Genomic DNA, 22271 nt, shown 5'->3' on the forward strand with positions numbered 1-22271 from the left:
TGGGAGATTCCGCAGGTCAGAGCGTCGGGCACCAGGCACCGGCGCCCGGCGGCGGCGCGGGGATGATGCGTTCCGGGGCGGGAACGACGCGTTCGGGAGCCGCACCCGCGGGGAGGGACTTGTCGCCGGGGCCGGGACCCGCGGGAGCCACTCCGGCGGGGCCGGTATCACCGGACGCCCAGGCCGCGGACGGATTCATGGTGAATATCGAGGCGCAAACAAACGCACCGACGAGCAGGCCGATGAGCTTCTTTTCCGTCATGTATGGCGACGATACCGGCGTGGCAAGGCAATTCGGTGTATCCGGGGTTGATCGGCGGGTTGAGTGGGTATAGGGCGCGCGTGAATAGACACCGGCTTCAGGCGGCGGACGCCGATTCGGATTCCGGTTCCGGGGCGTCCAGGGGGCCGAGTTCGGTGGATTCGATCAGGCTCGATGGCATTGAGCCGTCGAGGGTTTCGCGCCAGCGCACGAGATTGGCGGGCAGGTATTGGTGGGCGTGCTGGACGGATGACGCGAGATAGCCCGCCTGGTCCGTCGGGGTGAGGATGCGACGCCAGGAATCCCAGTAGAAACGCGGGCTGCGGGGGTGCCGCAGGAAGCGCAGGAAATTGAGGACCTTGAAGCCGGTGCCGAGGGAATTGTGCAGTAGGAGATGCTTTTTCGGCGGGTGCGGGCAGTGTTCGCGCAGGACGGTGAGCCGGTCGTGGTCGAAGACCAGGCCCTCGGCTTCGGCTTCGCGAATCATCCAGTGCAGGGTGATGTCGGAGAGGGCGCATTCGGGGTAACCGCCGCCGATATCGCTGTGCACACCCTCGAACCAGACCTGTTTGACGCGGTCGGTGCGGCGGTATTTCTCGTCTATTTCGATGGGGACTTCCCAGAGGCAGGGCTCGAAGGCGCGGCGGCGTTCGTTGAGGGCCAGGGCCTGGCGGGCGCAGCGGACCGTGCGGGAGAGACGAACGTCGTGGAAGCGGTGCCGCCAGGCGGTGATGCCGGGGATGCCCATCGCGCCCACGGTGTCGAAGACGCCGAGGAAGTTGATTACCACCGGATCGGGATAGCAATTGGCGCGGCGGAATTCGGCCCATTCGGGCGGGTCCGGATCGTCCGGATTGACCTTTCTGGTGTGGTAGATCTTCAACGCGTCCGGATATTTTCCGTCGATCATGGATTTATAGGTGAGGATGCCGAGGCGATTGATCATTCCGGCCAGGCTGCGCGCGGTGTACGCGCCGCGACTGAAACCGAAGATGAAGATTTCGTCGCCCGGTTCCCAGTTCAACGCGAGCTGCCAGTAGGCGGCCGACAGATTGGCCTCCAGACCCAGGCCGAATGCCCCGCCGAGCAGGCGATCGGAGGTGAAGCCGCGAGCCCCCGGACCGGAAATGTAATAGACGCGCTGGCCGATGGGATGGCCTTCCCGATCCGCACCGGCATGACATACCGTTTGTGCGATTTTCACAATGTTCGACACCGTGGTGGAAGACTCGGCCTTCCAGGTGCCGTCACAACACACCACAAGTCTCTTCATGAATTGATGCTCCCGCCCAGGCATTCGATATTCACGCGTAGTCGACTACTCGGGTTCATCGTAGATACCGCGGCTTCGCGTTAACCCCGACTTCGCAAATCCCTCCGATCATGATTCGTTCATGATCGACCTGGCACCGTTGACCGCATGCCCGACGATCGGATGACGCCCCGCGACCTGTGGATCCTGGTGTGCGAGGACGACGACGAGTTGGGCGAACGGGTCGCGAGCGGGCTGCGCGGGGCCGGGTACACCGTCGATCTGACCCGGAATCTCTCCGAGGCCGGGCAGAGCTGCGGTACGCGCAGCTATGACTGCCTGATCGTCGATCGGGGGCTGCCCGATGGCGATGGGCTGGATTTGATTCGGGGACAACGGGAATCGGGGCGGCGCACGCCCGCGCTGGTCATTACCGCCCGAGACGGTCCGCGCGAGCGCGCCGAGGGGTACGCCAGTGGCGCGGACGACTATCTGGCCAAACCGTTCTCGCTCAGCGAGCTGGCCACGCGGGTGCGGACACTGTGCGGATCGCGGCAGCGCTCCCCCGCGCAGGTGCTGGCGGTGGGCGATCTGGTGGTGGATCGGCTGCGCCGCCGGGTGCGGCGCGGTGGCGTGCTGCTGACCGTGACCTCGCGCGAGTTCAATGCCCTCGAACTGCTGACCGCACGCGCGGGCACCCCGGTCAGCGTTCGTGAGATCGCCGAATACTGCTGTGGCACAGCGTCATCGGCGAATGTCGAGGATGTCGTTCGACAGCTGGCCCGGAAGCTGGGTGAGCCGCAGCTCATTCACGCGTCCGGTACCGGTTATCTGATGCACATCTGATTCCGGACTCGCGATCCCGTGGGGTGGATCGCGCACGACCGTCCCGGGCAGGGCTCTTCCCCGCTCTGCCCGGGATCGCGTCGATCAGGTCAGATAGCGGTACGCGGACGAACCCGGTTCGAGGCGTTCGCCGCGAATCGGGGATTCGTCCATGCGCTTCTGCAGCGATTCGAGTCCGTCCGGCGAACCCAGTTCGATGCCGACCAGCGCCGCACCGGTCTCCCGATTATTGCGCTTGACGTATTCGAACAGGGTGATGTCATCGTCCGGCCCGAGCACCTCGTCCAGGAAGCGCCGCAGCGCGCCCGGCTCCTGCGGAAAGTCCACCAGGAAATAGTGTTTCAGGCCCCGATGCACCAGCGACCGCTCGATGACCTCGCCGTAGCGTGAGACATCGTTATTGCCGCCGGACAGCAGGCACACCACGGTCGAGCCCGGTGCGAGATCGATTTCGCGCAATGCCGCCGTGGCGAGCGCGCCCGCGGGTTCGGCAACGATGCCCTCGTTCTGGTAGAGCTCGAGCATGGCGGTGCAGATGGCGCCCTCGTCGACCGTCATCATGCGGAAAGCGCTTGTGCCGCCCCGGGTTTCGGTAGTGGTCAGTAAAGGCAGCGAGGCGTGCGAGCGCACTCCCCCGCCCAGCCGGGACACCGCGGTGTAGGGCACGCCGCCGATGCGGCGTACGGCCGCACCGTCCACGAACGGATCGATTTCGGGGAGCGTGACCGGGCCACCGGCCACCAGGGCGGCGGTCATGGAGGCCGCGCCCGCCGGTTCCACACCCAGAATCGCGGTGTGCGGTGCGCGTTCCCGCATATAGGTGCTGATTCCGGCCAGGCAGCCGCCGCCGCCCACCGGGACCACCACCAGATCGGGTGCGCGGTCGAGCTGTTCCAGGATCTCCGCGGCGATGGTGCCCTGTCCGGCCGCGGTGCGCGGATCGTCGAAGGGCGGGACCATGGTCGCGCCGGTGCGCGCCACATCGTCGACGGCGGCCGCGGCGGCCGCGTCGTAGGTATCGCCGATGGCGATGAGCTGTACGAACTCACCGCCGTGCACGCGGATTCGATCGCGCTTCTGTTTGGGGGTGGTGGTGGGGACGTAGATGCGGCCGTGGATGCCCATCGCCTTGCACGCGAAAGCCACACCCTGGGCGTGGTTTCCGGCACTCGCCGCGACCACGCCGGCGGCGCGTTCGGCGGCATTGAGCTGGACGATCAGGTTGTAGGCCCCGCGCAGCTTGTAGGAGCGCACGGCGGTGAGGTCCTCACGCTTGAGGTAGACCTCGGCATCCTTGTCCGCCGACAGCCGCGCGATTCGCTGCAGCGGGGTCGGCTCGATAATCTCGGAAATTCGCTTCGCGGCAGCATCGATTTCGTCCGCGCTCAACTCGGGCACGTGACTGGATACTTTCTCTGCGACTACAAGCGGATCCGACACCCGGCACATGTTACTGACGCGGGCCGGACGGCAATACGCCGACCGGGGGATGCCGGTCGGCGTATCGGGTGAATGGGAGGAAACTCAGTCGCGCTCGGTGAGCACGAAGACGGGGATCACCCGGTCGGTCTTCTTGGTGTAGTTGTCGTAATCGGGCCACACCTCCGCCGCGCGCTTCCACCACAGATCGCGTTCCTCGCCGGTGACCTCACGGGCGGTGTAATCCTTGACCACCGCGCCGTCGCGCAGGTCGACGTGCGGATCGGCCTTGATGTTCCAGTACCAGACGGGGTGCTTGGGCGCGCCGCCGAGCGAGGCGACGACCGCGTACTCCCCTTCGTGTTCGACACGCATGAGAGCGGTCTTGCGGAGCTTGCCGCTCTTGGCGCCGCGTGTGGTGAGCAGGATGATCGGCTTGCCCTGCAGGGTGCCGCCTTCGGCCCCGTTCGAGCCTTCGTAGAGATCGGCCTGCTCGCGGGCCCAATCCGAGGTGCTGGGTTCGTATTCTCCAGTGAGTGGCATGACGCAGGTAACACCTCCCGATGTTGTTATGTTCCCGACAGAAAGTTCGTTTGCCCGAACTTTAAGTCTGCGGGTAGCCTTTGAACATGGCAGTGGTTCACCCAACGCAGATGCATCGCATCCCCGTGCGCGTCGCGACCGTGAATATCGCGGGCACGGCCTGGCCGCTCTTCAAGCTCGAGGCCCTCGCGGCCGGGCTGGTCATCGCCCTGATTCTGCTGCTCGTCACCGGTTCCGCGCAGACCGCGGTACTTGCCGGTGCGACCGTGATGGCGATTCGCTGGGTTGTCGCGATCGTGCGGAACGGTCTGCCCGACACGAACTGAGCGGTTGGTTGCCCGTGTCTTACGGGTCGGTCATGCGTTTCATCTATTACCGTAATTTCCCATGCGGTCGAAACCGTTCGGGATGTTTTTACTCGCCAGCGGGATCGCGCTGTGCTCCTCGCCTTCCGCCCAGGCCGATGTCATCACCATGCCCGCGCATGAGCGGACCTATCCCTCACCCTTCGGCAGCTTCACCGTCGGCAATCGCACCGAATCGGTCAATCGGATCGCACCGCTGAATCAGGTCGGCACCACGCGTGAGGCCCTGGTCAGCAATGTGGCGTACGGGCGGGTCGACGGGGTCGCGGGCGGACAGCTCAAGACCGGGTATCACGTGGGCTGTTCGGTGAACCTGCTCAATGGCAACCTCGGCGCGATTCCGCAGGTCTACGCGCCCACCGCGAATATCCCCATCGTGCCGGATCCGGGCCTCGGGCTCGCGGTGATCGGACCCAATATCCAGGTCCCGATGAGCGTCAACCTGAGCCCGGGCGAGGTGAAGGATATTCCGGTCGCGGACAAGGATCTGCTGCCGGGCAAAGAGGTGCAGATCGTGATTCGCGATTTCCATATCGCGGTCAATCAGTGCACCGGACCGGTGTCGATCCGGCAGTACACCTATCTCTACGCCAAATCCGCCGAAGTCGATGACAGCGGCGGCGTTTTCGGCGATCCGACCTGGCTGTAAGCGCGCCGCGCGCGCACCCACACAGGAGACCATTTCATGAGTTTGCGTGCGGCGAGCGCTGCGTTCGCCTTGCTGACAGCGGTTTTCGCGGTGACGGCGGCGCCGGCGGTGGTGGTCCACGCCGAACCGGCGGACCGTCCGATCGCACTGCCCGGCCTCGGTATGGGCAAATCGCTGGAGTTCCCCGGGCGCGAGCACGAGGTCACGCTGACCCTGCCGCTGCTGCCGGGTCTCGCGCCGACCGCTATCACCGGAACGGTGCAGTTGCCGCCGAATGTGGCGCGGGCGACCCTGGACGCGCGGTCCGGTGACAAATTCCTGGATCGGGTCACGTTGCCGCCGGATCCCCGTGCGCCGGTGCGCATTTCGCTGCTCGGGGCCGAGGTGGAGAACAATGCGGTGACCGTGACGCTGACCTCGTCACTGGTACCGGAGCCCGGCATCTGCGTCGACGATTGGATGGGCAGGCCCGCGACGCTGTCCGATGCGTCGGTGGTCTACTTCGGCGAGGAGGCGCAGCCCACCACGGTGGCGGAGTTCCTGCCGCCCGCGCTGCAACGACTGACCCTGTACGTGCCCGCGAATCCGAGCACCACCGAGAGCGCCGCGGTGCTGGCGCTGAGTACGGCGGTGACCGCGCGGTACACCCGGCAGCCGGTGGCGGTGGATATCCGCCGAATCGATTCCGGCACAGCGCTTCCCGATCATCCGCCCGCCTTCCTGGAACGGCAGATCGTGGTGCGGGAGGGTTCGGACGCGGGTGTGCGGTTGAGCGGTGGCCCCGCGCCGGTGCTGACGGTGTCGGGTGACGAGAAGTCGCTGCCGATCCAGATCCGTTTGCTCACCAGCGATTTGGCGAAAGCGGCGATGGCATCGGCCGCCACGGCGGTGGGATTGCCCGCCGCACCGCAGCTGGCCCCGGACACCACGACCTTGCAGGAACTCGGGCAGGGCGCGTTGAGCGCCACCGCCATCGGATATGTGCGGGTGGATTTCGCGATCGATCAGACACGGCTCGGCCGTCCGTCCAAGGGTGTGCGAGTTCACCTGCACGGCAACCACACTCCGCTGCCGGACACCTTGAACGGACAGCTCGCGGTGACCATCGGCAACCGTCAGATCGCGGCGTGGCCGGTGGAGCCCTCGGGGGCGTTCAACCAGTGGATCACCATCCCCGATGAGCTGCTGGCGCGGTTCACCACGGTATCGGTGACCCTGCAGCAGGCCGGGCTCACGCACGGTTGCGGGCTGGAGCAGCCGGTGACCCTGACCATCGATCCGGACGGCGAGGTGCGCGGTGAGCTCGCGCAGCCGCCGGTGCCGGGCGGGCTGGGCTCGGTACCGCAGTCGCTGCTGCCCCGAGTGCAGGTGGGATTGCAGACCCCCGGTTTCGCTGATACCGTGCGGGCCGCGCAGGTGCTGATCGCCGCGCAGCGGTTGACCTCGGTGCCGTTGCGGCCGGAGCTGGTGTCCTTCGACGATGCGGTGCGCAGCAAGCTGCCGGTGGTGCTGATCGCGGCGAACGGCGCTGTGCCGGAATCGATTACGCTGCCGCTGGATCGGCACGGCGAGACGCTCACGGTGTACGGCGATGACGCGTATCTGCGGTCGCGGATCGATCTGTCGCCGCCGATCGAATTCGGTTCGCTACAGGCCACCTGGAGCGGAAACCGCACGGTGGTGATCGCGACCTCGACGCAGGCTCCCCAGCATCTGGATCGGCTGTTGAACTGGCTGGTGGCCGATCCGGAACGGTCCTTCCGCATGGCCGGGCCGGTGCTGTTGCAGGCGGGTGATCGGGATCCGGAGTTCTTCGATCCCGCCGCCTCGATGAAGGCCGAGGCCGCCGCCGCGGCGAGCGACGATTCCGGAATTCCGCTGGCGCGCACGCTCGCCATCACCGGCGGCGCGCTGCTGGGCGTCGGCGTCCTCGCCGGGATCGTCATTCTGCTGCGCCGTCGCCGCACCCGCTGACTCCGATGACGGCCACCCTGGAGGCTCCCCCGCGGTCCGCGCACTGGTGGCGGGCCATACCGTGGCGCACGGTGGCGCGGTTCGCGCTGGTGCTGGCCTGCACGGTGGGGGCGTTCTGGAATCTGTGGGCCGAGCTCATCGAGGATGTGCGGCAGGGCTCGGATATCGGTTTCGTCTTCGCGCTGCCGGTGCTGGCACTGTTCGCCGCGATCGGCATCGCACTGCGGCATCAGGATGAATTGCCCATCTACGACCGGCAATCCGACATTATCGTCGGCATGCTCGGGCTGGCACTGACCGCGGCGCTGCAGGGGCTGCTGGTGCTGCGGTACCGGTACGAGTACGAGGTGCTGCACCTGGATCTCATTGCCGCGCCGCTGTTCCTGATGAGTGTGAGCATTCTGATGTTCGGGCTGCGGCCGGTATTCCGGTTCTGGCCCGCCTGGCTGCTGTTCCTGGCCGGGTTCCCGTGGTTCTACCGGGGCATGGCGGTGCTGTTCGGCGCGACCAAACTGGCCGAGGGCATGGCGGCACTGGTGTTCGCGACCATCGCCGCCGCCATCGCGGCGGGGCGCACCTGGCAGCGGGCCTTGGCGGCGGCGGCCGGGGCGATCGGGGTCGGCACACTGGTGCTGGCGCTGCTGGCCATCGTGTTCCCGCACGCGCATCAGCTTGTGTACCAACTGGTTCCGCCGGTGACGGCGGTGTTCGCGGTTTCGGCGATCATGTATCTGGATCAGCGCGGCTGGTCGCACGTGCGGCCGTTGAATCGGCCGGTGCGCCCGCTCACGGCGGCGCAGTCGCGCAGTGCGGCGGTGACCGCGATCGTGGCGGCGGCCCTGTTCGCGATGATTCCGGTGCCGCAGGAGTACAAGGTTCCGAGTCCGGTCATTCCGGGATTGGTGATCGCGCACGCGCCCGCCATACCGGGCGGCTGGACCCTGCTGGGTGAGCGCCAATACCCTTGGGCCTCCAGGTATTACGGTCCGAACACCACCTGGGTGCGGCAGCGGATTCGGGCCGAGCGCGGTAATCCGGAGTGGGACAAGGAATCCCGGCGACGCCGGATCATGGTCGATATCCTGCGCTCGGACAGTCCGCACAATGTGGATCGGTATCCGCAGTTCACCATGTACGAGCTGATCCAGCCGCGCGTCACCGCGGGCAGGCAGGTCGATCTGGGGTACGGGGTGACCGCGCGGCTCAATACCGTCCTCGATGATCAGCGGCTGCTCAGCTGGAGCTTTCTGAGCTGGAACTGGCAGGGTGCGGGCGGAGCGGAGCGGGTCAGTCTGATCGCGGCCGATAATCACCTGCCCGAGGCCGCCTTCCCGCAGCCCGAGCCGTGGGCGGTCAGCAATCTGAACAATCTGCTGCACCAGTTCCTGCGCGGCAACGCGGTCAATGTCGATCCGGATTCCGATCTCGACGATGTCGATCTCGAGCTCAAGGACGGCGAGATGCTGATCTCGGTGGGCCGGGAGATGGTGCGATTGGGGGCGGCGAATGAGCGCTGAGCTACCGGGTCTGGCCACCGCGCAGGAGCGCGAGCATGCGCTGCGCACCGCCGTGCAGGGTTTGCGCGAGAACGATCCGATGGCTTCGGCCTCGGTGGCTTTCCTGCCGTGGCAACGCAATACGGTCATCGCCGCGGTGTTGATCGTGCTGGTGTGCGCGGTCTTCGCGCCGCTGACGACGCTGACCGTGCTGGTGGCGGTGTGCACGCTGGGGTATATCGCGGTGATCGTGGACCGGGTGCTGATCTTCACTCGCGGTATGGCGCGCGATGCCATTCTCACCGTGAGTGATGAAGAGGCACTGGCACTTTCGGATGATCAGCTGCCGCCGTACACGATCCTGGTGCCCGCCTACGGCGAACCCGAGGTGGTCGGTGATCTCATCGCCGCGCTGAACGGACTGAACTATCCGCGCGATCGGATGCAGGCGCTGCTACTGCTCGAAGAGGATGACGCGCCGACCATCGATGCCGCCCGCGCGGCCGGAATCGGCACGGCCGGAAGCGAACACATCACCATCGTGCTGGTGCCCGCCGCCGATCCGCGCACCAAGCCGAAGGCGTGCAACTACGGATTGCACGCCGCCACCGGCGATATCGTCACCATCTACGACGCCGAGGACATTCCCGATCCGCTGCAATTGCGGCGGGTGGTGGCGGCGTTCCGGGGTCTGCCGCGTTCGGTGGTGTGCGTTCAGGCCAAGCTGGCGTTCCACAATGCCCGGCAGAATCTACTGACCGCCTGGTTCACCATGGATTACGGGTTGTGGTTCGGCTTCCTGCTGCCCGGGCTGATGCGCAGTGCCGCGCCGATTCCGCTGGGCGGCACCTCGAATCACTTCCGGCGCAATGTGCTCATCGATATCGGGGCGTGGGATCCGTACAACGTCACCGAGGACGCGGATCTCGGGGTGCGGATCGCGGCGCGCGGCTACTCCACGGCCGTCATCGATTCCACCACCCTGGAGGAGGCGAATCCGGATCCGATCAACTGGATTCGGCAGCGCTCGCGCTGGTACAAGGGCTACCTGCAGAGCTGGCTGGTGCACGCGCGGCGGCCGGTCCAGCTGTGGCGCAAGATCGGCCCGGTCAGCTTCCTGCGGTTCACCCTGATCCTGGCGGGGACGCCGATCATCGCCTGCCTGAATCTGCTGTTCTGGTTCGTCACGCTCACCTGGATTTTCGGGCAGCCCTGGCTCATCGAGAAGCTGTTCCCGGCGGCGGTGTACTTCCCGGCGCTGATCGCACTGGTGCTCGGGAACGCGGCGACGGTGTACATGAATCTGATCGCATGCCGGGAGAACGGCCGGCCGGATCTGCTCTGGGCGTGCCTGCTGTCCCCGGCCTACTGGGTGCTCATGGCAGTGGCCGCGACCAAGGGGTGCTGGCAGCTGGTGCGCAATCCGTCGTACTGGGAGAAGACTTTTCACGGTTTGGGCACCGCGAAGGAGACGGCCGAATGACCGCGGTGCGCACACCCCGGGTGATCTTCGCGGTATCGGCGGTGCTGTATCTGTGCGTGGGTGTGCTGCTCACCGCGGGGCGCGGTTATCTGGGCGGTGACGCGCTGAGCCGGGTGGCGGCGACCCAGGCCGCGATTCTGAGCCGGGATCCGCATCTGTCCGCCATCGGATTCGTATTCACCCCGCTCACCTCGCTGGCGCAGTTGCCGTTCGTGGCGTTCGCGCAGTGGTCGGCGGGGATCACCCGGTGGGGTCTGTCCGGGGTGCTGATGACCTCGCTGTTCATGGCGGGCGCGGTGGTCATGGTGTGGGGTATCGGCGGGGATCGCGGTGCGCCGCAGTGGCTTCGCATCGTCATCACGCTGGTGTTCGCGCTCAATCCGATGGTGGTGTTCTACGGCGGCAATGGGATGAGCGAGGCGCTGTTCCTGTTCTGCCTGTGCTGGGCGGCGCGACGGCTGATGCGCTGGGTGCGCACCGACGGGGTGCACGATCTGGTGGCCACCGGTATCGCGCTGGGGCTGGGATATCTGACCAGATACGACGCACTCGCCCCGGCGATGGGCGCGGCGGTGCTGGTGTTCGGGCTCAGCTATTACCGGCGGCGCGCGGCCGACCATCGATTCGCCGGGGCGGCAATGGATCTGGTGCTGGTGACGGCCCCGGTGGTGCTGGCGTTCGTGGTGTGGGCGGGGACCAGCTGGCTGATCACCGGACAGGCGTTTCAGCAATTCACCTCGCAGTACGGCAATTCCGCGATTCTGACGCAGTCGGGGGCGGGCGGGCCCGGGAATCCGATCGCGGCGATGCAGTATTCGCTCGGGGCCATGCTGATTCTGGCTCCGCTGCTGCCGCTGCTGATTCCGATCACGGGTGCGCTGGGCATTCGGCGGCGGGATTGGCAGGTGGCGGTGCCGCTGCTGCTGTTCGGGTCGGTGCTGGCGTTTCAGATGCTCAGTTACGCAATGGGTTCCACGTTCGCGTTCCTGCGGTTCTATATCGCGGCGATTCCGCTGGCGGCGATTCTGACCCTGCTCATCGCGCCCGCGCACGGTTTCCCGCCGACCAAGCGGGCCGGGCAGTACGAGGACCGCGAGCCTGCCGCACCGCTGATCGCCTCCCGCGCCTGGCGGCCGCTGGCGGGCGCGGCGCTGGCGGCGGTGCTGTTGATCGCGGCGCTGCCGGTCACGGTGCTGGGCATGAACAATCAGCTGATGGCGGTGCAGGAGTATTCGCTCGAGGCGGTGCTGTTCCCGAACCCGGACAATGTGTCCGCCAAATACAACGATGAGGTGCGGATCGCCGCGACCTTCCGCACCGAGCGGCGGCTGGCCGAATACCTCGACGCACTGGACCTGCCGCGCGGTGCGGTGGTGATGGATACCGTGTACGGGTTCGCGGTGCTGGTCGCCTCGGAGAAGCCGGATCGGTTCGTCATCCCCTCGGATCGCGATTTCGTGCGGGTGCTGAACCGGCCGCTGGATCGCGGGGTGAAATACATTCTGGCGGTGCCGAATTCCGGTCGCGGCACCTCCGACGCGGTGAACCGGCGCTATCCCAGCATGTACGAGAACGGCGCGCAGATCGCCACTTTGGAGTTGGAGATCCCCAATGACGGCGCGGGACAGCCGGATTGGCGGCTGTACCGGGTGATCGGCAGCTGATTACTGGCCGAGGGTGGTGTGCTGGGCGACTACCGGCCAGAGCGGATCATCGGGACCGACATCGTAGGTGCACTCGTCATGCCGGGGATCGGGGACGAAAGCCCAGATGAGCGCGCCCGCGGTACCGGCCCGGCGCTGACCGTCCATGCGCCGCACCATGATCTCGGCGCGCTTCTCCAGGGTGTCGCAGGAACCGGCGTATTCGCCGATCTCCCCCACCAGCAAGGGTTTTCCGAGTTCCCGGGACTGCGCGATGCGACGGGCCAGACCATTGGCCGCGTCACCGGGGAGCGGGTTGCCGTCCTCGGTGTAGTCGTGGAATTCGGTCACGTCCACATTGCGCGATCCGCTGGGTACGCTGAACGCGTCCCCGGCGATACCGCATTGGCTGCCGCCGACGTATCCGGCGAAGAGCAGGCGCTGGGGATCCAGGGTGCGCACGATATCCCCGGCGTCGTCCATGAACTTGCGCAGTACCTGGGCGGCGTCCGCGGGGCAGGTGCGATGCCGCAGATCGCAGCGGTTGTGGTCGCAATTGCTCGGTTCGGGTTCGCCGACCAGTTCCCAGCCCGCCAGCACCGGGGAGCCGCGCCAGCGGGCCACGGCGGTATTGACCCAATCCCGGTAGCTCATGACAGAACGTCCGGGCACCTCGATGAGTTTGGTCCAGCCGTCCACGTACCACTGACGCTGTTTGTAGACCTCGTCACCGCAATCGCCGGTCTGCGCGGCCAGCACGGGAAGCACCATCTGCCCGTACTTCTCGGCCGCCGAGAACACCACGTCGGCGGGTTTGAAGTTGAGTTCGCCGGTGTCCTTGTTCACCACGAACGCCTGGAAGAGCGCGAATCGGGTGAGGCTGTTGGGCGGCAGGGCGCGGAAGAAGGCGTCCAGATCGACCTCGGCCCCGCAGCCGAAATTGACGGCGTAATCGGTGGCCAGCTGCGGGCCGTTGAATCCGCTGGGCCACCACGGCTGTCCGCGCAAGCGCAGACCGTCCGGGGTGGCGGTGACCGCATTGGGGGCGGACGGCGCGCCCTGGGGTTGCGGAATGCTGCGGGCCGCACGGGGTTGCGAGGTGGTCACCACCGAATGCGGGCCGCTGTGCCCGCAGGCGACGAGCAGGCCGGTGGCCGCGAGCGCGGCCAGTAGTCGAGCGCGCGGAAAAGCCACCTCGGACATCCTCTCCGGTCCTGATCACGGCTGTGCCTACCGGCACCCTACTGCCGTGATCAGGTAAAACCGGGGAGGCTCAGCCCGCCAGGCAGCCGGGGCCGAGCAGTGCCTTGAGATCGCCCATGAGCGCCGAGGACGGTGAAACCCGCAGGTTGTCAGCGACTTTCAGCACGGTGGTGCGCTCGCGCGAGCCGACGTGGCGGATGTGCACGTCCGCGGTGCCCGGATGGCTGCTGAGCACCCGCTTGAGGGCGCTGATCTTATCCGGGGTGCACAGCCGGGTCGGAATGACCACCGACATCGGCTTGTCCACGCCGATGGACGAAAGATCCGGCACCACAAGGTCATTGGCGATCAGCGAGATGCGATCGTCGCGGGCCGAGACGCGCGCCTTCACCAGTACGATGGCGTCCTCGGTGACATCCATGCCGTAGACCGAATAGGACTGCGGGAAGAACAGCACCTCGATACCACCGCTGAGGTCTTCCAATTGCGCCGACGCCCAGGCCAGGCCGTTCTTGTTGACGCGGCGGGTGACGCTGGCGAAGATGCCGCCGATGGTGACCTGCTGACCGTCCTTGACATCACCGTCGAGAATGGTCGGGATCTGGGTGTCGGACTGGGCCGCGAGCACGTGTTCGACGCCGTTGAGCGGATGCCCGGATACGTACAGGCCCAGCATCTCTCGCTCCAGGGCGAGTTTGTGTTTGGTCTCCCACTCCTCGTCGGGGACCTTCACATTGAACACGCTCGCCATCGAATCATCGTCGTCCAGCCCGCCGAACAGGTCGAACTGGCCGATGGCCTCGGCCTTCTTGGTCGACATGACCGCGTCGATGGCATCGGAGTGCACCAGCAGCAGACCCTTGCGCGGATGTCCGAGTGAATCGAAAGCGCCCGCCTTGATGAGGGATTCGATGACCTTCTTGGAGCAGGCGGCGGCGTCGACCTTGTTCAGATAGTCGGAGAAGTCGGTGAACTTCGACTTCTCCTTGCGCGCGGCGATGATCGAGGACACCACGTTCGCGCCGACATTGCGGACCGCGCCCATACCGAAGCGGATATCGCCGCCGACGGAGGCGAATTCGATCTCGGATTCATTGACGTCCGGCGGCAGCACCTGAATGCCCAGGCGACGGCAGTCGGCCAGATAGACCGCGGCCTTGTCCTTGTCGTCACCGACGGAGGTGAGCAGACCGGCCATGTATTCGGCGGGATAGTTGGCCTTGAGGTACGCGGTCCAGAACGACACCAGGCCGTAGCCGGCGGCGTGCGATTTGTTGAACGCGTATCCGGCGAACGGAAGAATGGTGTCCCACAGGGCTTTCACGGCCGGTTTGGAGAAACCGTTCTCGACCATGCCCGCTTCGAAGCCCTCGAACTCGGCTTCCAGGACCGAGGCCTTCTTCTTACCCATGGCGCGGCGCAGGATATCGGCTCGGCCGAGGGAGTATCCGGCGACCTTCTGCGCGATCTGCATGATCTGCTCCTGATACACGATCAGGCCGTAGGTATCACGCAGAATGTCCTTCAGGGGCTCTTCGAGCTCGGGGTGAATCGGTTTGACCTCTTGCCGCCCGTTCTTGCGATCGGCGTAGTCGTTGTGGGCGTTCATGCCCATCGGGCCGGGGCGGTACAGCGCGAGCACGGCGACGATGTCCTCGAAGCCGGTCGGCTGCATGCGTCGCAGCAGATCGCGCATGGCGCCGCCGTCGAGCTGGAAGACGCCGAGAGTGTCACCGCGAGCGAGCAATTCGTAGGTGGGGGCGTCTTCCAGCGGCAGCGTGTCCAGGTCCAGGTCGATACCGCGGTTGGCCTTCATGTTCACCAGCGCGTCGCCGATGACGGTCAGGTTGCGCAGACCCAGGAAGTCCATCTTCAACAGGCCGATGGCCTCGCACGACGGATAGTCCCAGCCGGTGATGATCGCGCCGTCCTGGGCGCGCTTCCACACCGGGATGGCGTCGGTGAGCGGTTCGGACGACATGATGACCGCGCAGGCGTGCACGCCCGCGTTGCGGATCAGGCCCTCGAGGCCGCGCGCGGTCTCGTAGATCTTGGCGACGTCCGGATTGTTGTTGATGAGTTCGCGGACCTCGGCGGCCTCTTTGTACCGCTCGTGCTCGGGATCCATGATGCCCGAGACCGAGATGTCCTTGGCCATGATCGGCGGCGGCAGCGCCTTGGTGATCTGGTCGGCGATGGCGAAACCGGGCTGACCGAACTGGACGCGCGCCGAATCCTTCAGCGCCGCTTTGGTTTTAATGGTACCGAAGGTGATCACCTGTGCGACGCGGTCACTGCCCCACTTCTCGGTGGCGTAGCGGACCATTTCACCGCGGCGGCGATCGTCGAAGTCGATATCGATATCGGGCATGGATACGCGCTCGGGATTGAGGAAGCGCTCGAAGAGCAGCCCGTGCGGGATCGGATCGATATTGGTGATGCCCATGGACCAGGCGACCAGCGAACCGGCGGCCGAACCACGACCCGGGCCGACGTGGATGCCGACCGAGCGCGCGTAGGTGATGAGGTCGGCGACGATGAGGAAGTAGGCCGGGAAGCCCATTTCGATGATGACGTCGAGTTCGAAGTCCGCGCGCGGCAGGTATTCCGGCGGAATGCCGTTGGGGAAGCGGCGATGCAGACCGGTCATGACCTCGTGCCGCAGCCAGCTGCCCTGGGTCTCGCCCTCGGGCACCGGGAAGATCGGCATGCGGTCGCGCGGGGCCCACACCTCGTCGTAGGACTGCACGCGCTCGCCGATGAGGACGGTGTTATCGCAGGCGCCGGGGACCTCGTCATCCCAGATGGCGCGCATTTCCTCGGCGGACTTGAGGTAGTAGCCGGAGCCGTCGAACTTGAACCGGGTGGGGTCCGAGAGCGTCTTGCCGGTCTGAATGCACAGCAGCGCTTCGTGATTGCCCGCATCGGTCTCGTGCACGTAGTGGCAGTCATTGGTGGCCAGCGGCGGGATGCCCAGCTCGCGGCCGACCATGAGCAGGCCCTCGCGCACGCGGCGTTCGATGGACAGGCCGTGGTCCATGATCTCCAGGAAGAAGTTCTCCGGACCGAAGATCTCCTGCCATTTGGCGGCGGCCTCGAGGGCTTCGCGCTCCTGGCCCAGGCGCAGGCGGGTCTGCACCTCGCCGGAGGGGCAACCGGTGGTGGCGATGATGCCCGCGGCGTGCTCGGCGATGATGTCGGCGTCCATACGCGCCCACTTGCCGAGCTGACCCTCGATGGAGGCGAGGCTGGAGAGCTTGAACAGGTTCCGCAGCCCCTGCGCGTTCTCCGCGACCATGGTCATATGGGTGTACGCGCCCGAACCGGAGACGTCATCGCTCTTCTGCGACGGATCGCCCCACTGCACGCGCTTGGTGTTGAAGCGGGATTCGGGCGCGATGTACGCCTCGATGCCGATGATCGGCTTGACGCCCTGCGCCTTGGCGGAGTTGTAGAACTCCGAGGCGCCGTACATGTTTCCGTGGTCGGACATGCCGACGGCGGTCATGCCCAGCCGTTTGGCCTCCTTGAACAGAGGCGTGATCTTCGCCGCGCCGTCGAGCATCGAGTACTCGGTGTGGTTGTGGAGATGGACGAATGATCCCGACGAGGCTGACACGCAGACATCCTAAGCGCCCCCACCGACTGGTTTCGAAGGCACGCGGACGTGACTTGCGCGTACGGCGTTTCGCCTTGCGCGTGTCGTGTTCAAGGTCACTCTCAGGGCTGCGAAACCGGTGCGGAATCGGACACTTCGAGCGGTTCGCCCGCCTGCGCCCGCGAGAGCGCGACGGTCGCGACGCACATGACGAGGACGGCCACGATCACGAACGCGGTGCCGACCGGACCGCTGCGCAACCGCTCATCCAGCACGGTGATTCCAACGAACGCGGCGACCAGCGGTTCGGCGATCGTGAACGCCGGAAGACACGCGGCGAGCGATCCGGCCTGATACCCGCGCTGCTGCAGGTACACGCCCCCGACTCCGGTGAGCACCAGCACGTAGATCTCCCAGCTGGTCAGCGCCGAGCTGATCGACTCCCCGAACAACCGGGTCACATTGGCGGTCAAGGCCGCCGACACACCCACCAGTGTGCCGCCCGCACCGCCGAGCAGAAGCGCCCGCAGCGCAGGCGTTTTCACCACCCGCGCGCCGATGACCCCCGCCGCCACCACCCCGAACACCAGTCCCAGCGGCCACAGCCAGCGATGCCAGGGTGCGTTGTCCAGCCCTTCGGTCGGATCGCCGACGATCAGGAATACCGCCAGCGCCACCGACAGCGCGAGGGCGTTGGCCCACATGCTCGCCGTGGTCTTGCGCCCGCTGTATCGCGCCGCCATCGGCAACGCGAACACCAGCGCACTGACCAGAATCGGCTGCACGATGAGCACCGAACCCAGCGCCAGCGCCGCCACCTGGAACGCGAATCCCCCACCGTCCCCGATCATCCCGGCCCACCATCGCGGATTCCGGACCAGCGCCCGCATCAGCCCTTCACCCTCGGGCACCTCTGCGGCGGCGCTCTGCTGCGCCACCGCCGACACCGCGAACAACAGGGCCGCGATAAACGCACAAATCACCGCACCGACAGGAAGCTGCACGCCCCCAGTCTGCCGCGCCCGGCTTTCCCCGTTTGAACCGGCGCGCTCGGTGGCGGATGATCACGCACTGAACTCGTTCGAGCAAAGGGAATTCGTATGTCGCCGTCCGACCGCAGCACGGACGGTTCGACCGTCTACTACATCTCGCAATCGCGCCTGCTGGTTCCGCTGCTGTGCGCGGTGGCGCTGGTGATCACCGGGATCTCGATGGTGGCGTTCGGCGGGGTGAAGGCGGTCATCTGGGGTGCGCTCGCGGTGCTGTTCTTCGGGTTCTGCGCCGTGCTGCTCGGAGTGCAATTCGTGCGCCGCAGCCCGCAGTTGACAATCTCCTTCCAGGGGCTGGCCTTCCGCAATCGCAGCCTCGGCTGGCATGAGATCGAACGAATCCGGCTGCGCCACACGGGCCGTCAGCACGCCCTCGAGGTACTCCCGCACCACATCGAGAACCACAGCGCCGGGCTCTCCCCGGCGGGCCGGCTCCTCGCCCAGAGCAATACCGCGCTGGGCTACAGCCCGCTCACCATCACCGCGCAGACCCTCTCGGTCTCGGTCGACGATATCGCCCTCACCATCCGCCGCTACTGCCCGACGCTGCGGATCGAGGATCTCCGCGGCTGAACTCCCTTGTTCGGCAAGGGCTCTCAGGCGGCTCGGCGGGCCGGGGTCTGGGCGGTGCGGCGCGTTGATCGAGCGCCCCGCACCGCCAGCGGCAGCACCCATGCCGAGGCCAGTTGGTCCGTGTAGAGGGCGGTCAGGGAGAGGCGGTTGTGGGTGAAGCCGACCGAGAGGCCGGTGTTGGGGTCGGCCCAGCCGAAGGAACCGCCGAGGCCGATGTGGCCGAAACCGGCTCGGGCTCCGGGGATCGGCAGGGAGTGGTAGCCCATATGCCAGAGCATGGGGATGTAGAACAGGGCGTGATCGAGGGAGTAGGTCTCGATGTGGCGCATGGTTTTGATCGTTTGCGGTGACAGGAAGCGGCGGCCGTTGTGCATGCCGCCGTTGGCGAGTGCGCCGTAGAGGGTCGCCAGGCCGGTGGCGGTGCAGACGCCGTTTCCGGCGGGGAGTTCGGTGTCGAGGATGGGCGGGGTGTCGCCCTCGAGGAAGTCCTCCAGGCCGGGGAGGAAGAGTGCGCGGGACGCAGCGCCGAGTGCGCCGGGGAACGAATAGGCGCGGCCCAGGACCAGCGAGATATAGGTGGTGCCGACGAATGCCAGGCGGCCGCCGTGCATGGTGGCGGCGGTGGTGGCCGCACCCGCCGGTGGCCTGCCGAGGTGGATGCCGGTGGTGCCCAGGGGTTCCGCGACCTCGGTGCGGAAGAGTTCGGCCATACCGCGGCCGGTGACAGCCCGGGCCAGACCGGCGAGCAGCCAGCCGTAGGTGAGGGCGTGGTAGGTCGGAGTGCCCCGCAGATGATCCGGCTTGGCGGCGGCCAGGCGCCGTTCCATCAGCCGGTGATCGAGGATGTCGTCCAGCCCGGCGGCGATATCCGGCAGGCCGGACAGCCCGGCGCGATGGGAGAGCAGCTGGCGCACGGTGATTCGCTCTTTGCCATTGGCGGCGAATTCGGGCCAGTAGTAGGCGACCGGGGTGTCGTAGTCGATGAGACCGCGATCGGCGAGGCGGTGGATGACCGTCGCCGCAATGCCTTTGGTGGCGGAGAACACGATCGCGCCGGTATCGGCGTCCCAGGCGGTGCCGGGCGCGGATTCGCCGATCTGGATGTCCACCAGCGGGACACCGCGCAGATGCACGGTGAGCGCACCGCCCGCACCGGGCACCCCGCCCATGAAACGGGCGAAAGTCCGTACCAGCGGACCGAATTCGGGGGTCGCGTAACCGCCCACGCCGGTGGGTAGATCCGCGAGATCGTGGGCGATGGCGACGTTGCTCATCGATCCACGGTAGAAGCGCGCGGCGCGCCGGGCAATGGGATGGCGGCGAGAGTTACCCGCGAATGCCCAGTGGTTATGCGGGGTGTCGAATCGGTAATGCGGGTGTGACCCCCGCGTACGCTGGGCGGCATGCGAGCCCTGCGGTCTCTTTCACTGAGTGTGCTGGTCGTGGTCGCCGTGGCGGTGGCGGGCTGCGCGTCGAAGAACGACGCGCCCGCGACACCGGCCGGGGTCCCCGGGGACTGGCACGGAAATATCGAGATCCCGGATCAGCCATTGCCGGTCGGGGTCACCTTCACCCCGGATGGCAAGGCCACCATCGACATTCCGCTGCAGGGAGTGACGGCGCAGGAATTGGGTGAGGTGAAGACCGATCCGGATCAGGTGGCGTGGACCATCACCGGATTCCCGGGCACGCCATCGTTCAAGGGCAAGTTCGACAAGGGGTCGGACACCATCAAGGGCGAGTTCAGCCAGTCCGGCGCGACGTTCCCGCTGAATATGACGCGCGGCAAGATCGCCGGATTGAATCGCCCGCAGGAGCCGAAACCGCCGTTCCCGTACAACTCCGAGGATGTCAGCTATCGCAGCGGCGATATCACCATCGCGGGCACGCTCACCGAACCGCGCAGCGCCGGACCGCATCCCGCCGTCGTGCTGATCACCGGCAGCGGACCGCAGGATCGCAATGAGGAAATCGCCGGGCACAAACCGTTCCTGCTGATCGCGGACACTTTGACGCGTGCGGGATATGCCGTGCTGCGCACCGACGATCGGGGTGTCGGCGGTACCGGCGGCAAGATCGATCAGGCGAATTACGATCAGCTCGCCGATGACGTGGCCGCCGGAGTGAGCTTCCTGCGCGGCCGTTCGGAGATCGACGGCAAACGCATCGGTTTGCTGGGCCACAGCGAGGGCGGCTACCTCGCACCACTGGCCGCGGCCAAGCCGGACAGCGGTATCGCCTTCGCGATTCTGATGGCGGGCCCGTCGGTGCGCGGCTCCGAGGTGCTGATCGAACAGAACCGCCTCATCCTGGCCGCGGGCGGTGCGACCCAGGAACAGGTCGACGCGCAGGTCGCCTACATCACCGGACTCACCGAGGTGATGCGCGGCGGCGATGTGGAGGCCGCGCGGAAATACGCGCACGCGCACAATGATTCACTGCCCGCCGATCAGCGCAGCAAGGATGACGTGCTGGACAGCACCATCACACCGAGCATGCTGGCACTGGTGAATTACGATCCCGCCCCGGCGCTTTCGGCGCTGCGGATTCCGGTGCTCGCGGTGTACGGCGGCAAGGATCTGCAGGTGCCATCGGCCCAGAACGAAGGTCCGGCGCGCACCGCGCTTGCCGCCGATCCCGATGCCACCGTGCACGTCTTCGACGGCCTCAACCATTTGATGCAGCCGACCAAGACCGGTTTGGTCTCCGAGTACGGGACCATCGAGACGACCATCGATCCGGCGGTGCTGGATATGTACACCGCGTGGCTGACCCAGCGCTTCCCGCCCAAGCGCTAGCGCCCTGGCGCACCGGATATTTCCTTGGAAGAGTGAGCGTATGGGCATCTACGAGAACCAGGTTCTCCCCCGGATCATCGATCTGTCGTGCGGATCGGCGATGCTCGATCCGGTGCGCGAGCAGACCTGCGAGGGCCTGCACGGGCGGGTGGTCGAGATCGGGTTCGGATCGGGACGCAATGTGCCGTTCTATCCGGGCGCGGTGGACTCGGTGACCGCGGTGGAGCCGGTGGATCGCGGCTGGCAAATGGCAAGCAAGCGGGTCGCCGCCGCGAACGTCCCCGTCGAGCGAGCCGGACTGGATGGACAGGCACTGCCGTTCGCGGACAATAGTTTCGATTCGGCGCTGTCCACCTGGACGCTGTGCACCATTCCCGACGCACAGGCCGCGCTGGCCGAATTGCGGCGTGTGCTGGTGCCCGGCGGCACATTGCATTTCGTCGAACACGGACTCGCACCCGATGCCGATGTCCAGAAATGGCAGCATCGCCTGAATCCGGTGCAGCAGACGCTGTTCGGCGGCTGCAATCTGAATCGCGATATTCGCGCGATGATCGAGGATTCGGGTTTCGAGATTCGCGAAGTGGATCGCTTCTACGAGAAGATGGCCCCGAAATTCATGGGCGCGCTGTCACGGGGCGTGGCGATCTCGGCGTGAGATCGCCGACGCCCCTCGCCGCGTACTACGTCGTGGGCCAGCCGCCGTACGGAACGGTGATCAGCTCCATGTAGTGGCCGTTGGGATCCAGGAAATAGATACCGCGCCCACCGTCATTGTGGTTGATCTCGTTCACGCCCTGCATGCGCGGATCCGCATAGTAGGTGAGACCGCGCTCCTGGATCTTCTCGAAGGCCGAATCGAATTCGTCCTCCGAGACCAGGAAGGCGTAGTGCGTGGGGTGCAGGCCGCCCGGGATATCAGGCGGACTGACGGCGAAATCGAAGGTGACGCCGTTGTGTACGGGCAGCGCGATGAATGGACCCCACTCCTCACCGACTTCCAACCCGAGGATATCCGCCCAGAATTCGGCGGTTTCCCTATTGTCCTTGCTCGCGACAATGGTGTGGTTGAACTGAATAGTTATCGGAATTCTCCTGTGTCCGTGGCGATCCCGACC

General features: G+C 66.3%; 19 protein-coding genes. 10 read left to right on the forward strand and 9 right to left on the reverse strand.

Going from position 1 to position 22271, the window contains the following annotated elements:
• Window positions 1-16: 16 nt before the first annotated feature.
• Complete coding sequence (locus ACFC4D_RS19605; RefSeq protein ID WP_375968035.1) at window positions 17-262, reverse strand: hypothetical protein; 246 nt, start codon at window positions 260-262, stop codon at window positions 17-19.
• Between the two features lie 97 nt (window positions 263-359).
• Window positions 360-1535 (reverse strand): DUF2235 domain-containing protein, encoded by a 1176-nt coding sequence (locus tag ACFC4D_RS19610; RefSeq protein ID WP_376065163.1) that lies wholly within the window; start codon window positions 1533-1535, stop codon window positions 360-362.
• Window positions 1536-1682: 147 nt separating this feature from the next.
• On the opposite strand from ACFC4D_RS19610, the gene ACFC4D_RS19615 reads away from it, so the two are divergent.
• On the forward strand, window positions 1683-2360 hold the full coding sequence (locus ACFC4D_RS19615; RefSeq protein ID WP_376065165.1) for a response regulator transcription factor: 678 nt from the start codon (window positions 1683-1685) through the stop codon (window positions 2358-2360).
• Between the two features lie 84 nt (window positions 2361-2444).
• Here ACFC4D_RS19615 and ilvA read toward each other — a convergent pair whose 3' ends face one another.
• Together ilvA and ACFC4D_RS19625 are read right to left on the reverse strand one after the other, a co-directional pair.
• Window positions 2445-3809, reverse strand: coding sequence for a threonine ammonia-lyase IlvA (gene ilvA / locus ACFC4D_RS19620; protein ID WP_375968038.1), 1365 nt, complete (start codon window positions 3807-3809; stop codon window positions 2445-2447).
• A gap of 75 nt (window positions 3810-3884) precedes the next feature.
• Window positions 3885-4322 carry a nitroreductase family deazaflavin-dependent oxidoreductase gene (locus ACFC4D_RS19625; RefSeq protein WP_375968039.1) on the reverse strand — a complete coding sequence of 146 codons (438 nt, stop codon included), beginning with the start codon at window positions 4320-4322 and terminating at the stop codon, window positions 3885-3887.
• 86 nt (window positions 4323-4408) lie between these two features.
• On the opposite strand from ACFC4D_RS19625, the gene ACFC4D_RS19630 reads away from it, so the two are divergent.
• The 6 genes from ACFC4D_RS19630 to ACFC4D_RS19655 all read left to right on the forward strand — a co-directional run bounded on the left by ACFC4D_RS19630 (window position 4409) and on the right by ACFC4D_RS19655 (window position 11953).
• A complete protein-coding gene (locus ACFC4D_RS19630) occupies window positions 4409-4648 on the forward strand; it encodes a hypothetical protein (RefSeq protein ID WP_376065167.1) in 240 nt (79 codons plus the stop codon).
• A 61-nt stretch (window positions 4649-4709) separates the two neighbouring features.
• A complete protein-coding gene (locus tag ACFC4D_RS19635; protein ID WP_376065168.1) occupies window positions 4710-5336 on the forward strand; it encodes an MspA family porin in 627 nt (208 codons plus the stop codon).
• Window positions 5337-5372: 36 nt separating this feature from the next.
• Window positions 5373-7310, forward strand: a complete 1938-nt coding sequence (locus ACFC4D_RS19640; protein ID WP_376065171.1) for a hypothetical protein — start codon at window positions 5373-5375, stop codon at window positions 7308-7310.
• Window positions 7311-7315: 5 nt separating this feature from the next.
• On the forward strand, window positions 7316-8827 hold the full coding sequence (locus ACFC4D_RS19645; RefSeq protein ID WP_376065172.1) for a hypothetical protein: 1512 nt from the start codon (window positions 7316-7318) through the stop codon (window positions 8825-8827).
• A complete protein-coding gene (locus ACFC4D_RS19650; RefSeq protein ID WP_375968043.1) occupies window positions 8817-10289 on the forward strand; it encodes a glycosyltransferase in 1473 nt (490 codons plus the stop codon). The genes ACFC4D_RS19645 and ACFC4D_RS19650 overlap by 11 nt, the downstream gene beginning before the upstream one ends.
• Window positions 10286-11953: an ArnT family glycosyltransferase gene (locus ACFC4D_RS19655; RefSeq protein WP_376065175.1), complete on the forward strand. Its 1668-nt coding sequence runs from the start codon at window positions 10286-10288 to the stop codon at window positions 11951-11953. The genes ACFC4D_RS19650 and ACFC4D_RS19655 overlap by 4 nt, the downstream gene beginning before the upstream one ends.
• On the opposite strand, the gene ACFC4D_RS19660 is transcribed toward ACFC4D_RS19655, so the two are convergent.
• The 3 genes from ACFC4D_RS19660 to ACFC4D_RS19670 form a co-directional block, all read right to left on the reverse strand.
• Window positions 11954-13042 carry a cellulase family glycosylhydrolase gene (locus ACFC4D_RS19660; RefSeq protein ID WP_376065543.1) on the reverse strand — a complete coding sequence of 363 codons (1089 nt, stop codon included), beginning with the start codon at window positions 13040-13042 and terminating at the stop codon, window positions 11954-11956.
• A 163-nt stretch (window positions 13043-13205) separates the two neighbouring features.
• Complete coding sequence (gene dnaE, locus ACFC4D_RS19665) at window positions 13206-16754, reverse strand: DNA polymerase III subunit alpha (RefSeq protein WP_375968045.1); 3549 nt, start codon at window positions 16752-16754, stop codon at window positions 13206-13208.
• Window positions 16755-16855: 101 nt separating this feature from the next.
• Window positions 16856-17737 carry a DMT family transporter gene (locus ACFC4D_RS19670; protein WP_376065178.1) on the reverse strand — a complete coding sequence of 294 codons (882 nt, stop codon included), beginning with the start codon at window positions 17735-17737 and terminating at the stop codon, window positions 16856-16858.
• Between the two features lie 96 nt (window positions 17738-17833).
• Between ACFC4D_RS19670 and ACFC4D_RS19675 the strand changes: the two genes are divergently transcribed.
• Entirely contained in the window at window positions 17834-18355 is a 522-nt protein-coding gene (locus ACFC4D_RS19675) for an STM3941 family protein (RefSeq protein WP_375968047.1), read from the forward strand.
• Window positions 18356-18378: 23 nt separating this feature from the next.
• Here the strand turns inward: ACFC4D_RS19675 and ACFC4D_RS19680 are convergent, their stop codons facing one another.
• Window positions 18379-19629, reverse strand: coding sequence for a serine hydrolase domain-containing protein (locus ACFC4D_RS19680; protein WP_376065179.1), 1251 nt, complete (start codon window positions 19627-19629; stop codon window positions 18379-18381).
• A gap of 129 nt (window positions 19630-19758) precedes the next feature.
• Here ACFC4D_RS19680 and ACFC4D_RS19685 point away from each other — a divergent pair, with 129 nt between their 5' ends.
• Window positions 19759-21153 carry an alpha/beta hydrolase family protein gene (locus ACFC4D_RS19685; protein WP_376065182.1) on the forward strand — a complete coding sequence of 465 codons (1395 nt, stop codon included), beginning with the start codon at window positions 19759-19761 and terminating at the stop codon, window positions 21151-21153.
• 16 nt (window positions 21154-21169) lie between these two features.
• Window positions 21170-21811, forward strand: a complete 642-nt coding sequence (locus tag ACFC4D_RS19690; protein WP_376065546.1) for a class I SAM-dependent methyltransferase — start codon at window positions 21170-21172, stop codon at window positions 21809-21811.
• Window positions 21812-21836: 25 nt separating this feature from the next.
• Here the strand turns inward: ACFC4D_RS19690 and ACFC4D_RS19695 are convergent, their stop codons facing one another.
• Window positions 21837-22238, reverse strand: a complete 402-nt coding sequence (locus ACFC4D_RS19695; protein WP_376065548.1) for a VOC family protein — start codon at window positions 22236-22238, stop codon at window positions 21837-21839.
• Window positions 22239-22271: the final 33 nt, after the last annotated feature.

The organism is Nocardia sp. NPDC056000, from assembly GCF_042269265.1.
Taxonomy (GTDB): domain Bacteria; phylum Actinomycetota; class Actinomycetes; order Mycobacteriales; family Mycobacteriaceae; genus Nocardia.

Excerpts from the sequence above, each read along its gene's own strand:
- ACFC4D_RS19615 (WP_376065165.1), top strand. The coding sequence starts at position 1,683 with ATGCCCGACGATCGGATGACGCCCCGCGACCTGTGGATCCTGGTGTGC.
- ilvA (WP_375968038.1), bottom strand. The coding sequence starts at position 3,809 with ATGTGCCGGGTGTCGGATCCGCTTGTAGTCGCAGAGAAAGTATCCAGT.
- ACFC4D_RS19645 (WP_376065172.1), top strand. The coding sequence starts at position 7,316 with ATGACGGCCACCCTGGAGGCTCCCCCGCGGTCCGCGCACTGGTGGCGG.
- ACFC4D_RS19675 (WP_375968047.1), top strand. The coding sequence starts at position 17,834 with ATGTCGCCGTCCGACCGCAGCACGGACGGTTCGACCGTCTACTACATC.
- ACFC4D_RS19680 (WP_376065179.1), bottom strand. The coding sequence starts at position 19,629 with ATGAGCAACGTCGCCATCGCCCACGATCTCGCGGATCTACCCACCGGC.
- ACFC4D_RS19630 (WP_376065167.1), top strand. The coding sequence starts at position 4,409 with ATGGCAGTGGTTCACCCAACGCAGATGCATCGCATCCCCGTGCGCGTC.
- ACFC4D_RS19625 (WP_375968039.1), bottom strand. The coding sequence starts at position 4,322 with ATGCCACTCACTGGAGAATACGAACCCAGCACCTCGGATTGGGCCCGC.
- ACFC4D_RS19685 (WP_376065182.1), top strand. The coding sequence starts at position 19,759 with ATGCGAGCCCTGCGGTCTCTTTCACTGAGTGTGCTGGTCGTGGTCGCC.
- ACFC4D_RS19605 (WP_375968035.1), bottom strand. The coding sequence starts at position 262 with ATGACGGAAAAGAAGCTCATCGGCCTGCTCGTCGGTGCGTTTGTTTGC.
- ACFC4D_RS19640 (WP_376065171.1), top strand. The coding sequence starts at position 5,373 with ATGAGTTTGCGTGCGGCGAGCGCTGCGTTCGCCTTGCTGACAGCGGTT.
- ACFC4D_RS19610 (WP_376065163.1), bottom strand. The coding sequence starts at position 1,535 with ATGAAGAGACTTGTGGTGTGTTGTGACGGCACCTGGAAGGCCGAGTCT.
- ACFC4D_RS19650 (WP_375968043.1), top strand. The coding sequence starts at position 8,817 with ATGAGCGCTGAGCTACCGGGTCTGGCCACCGCGCAGGAGCGCGAGCAT.
- ACFC4D_RS19635 (WP_376065168.1), top strand. The coding sequence starts at position 4,710 with ATGCGGTCGAAACCGTTCGGGATGTTTTTACTCGCCAGCGGGATCGCG.
- ACFC4D_RS19655 (WP_376065175.1), top strand. The coding sequence starts at position 10,286 with ATGACCGCGGTGCGCACACCCCGGGTGATCTTCGCGGTATCGGCGGTG.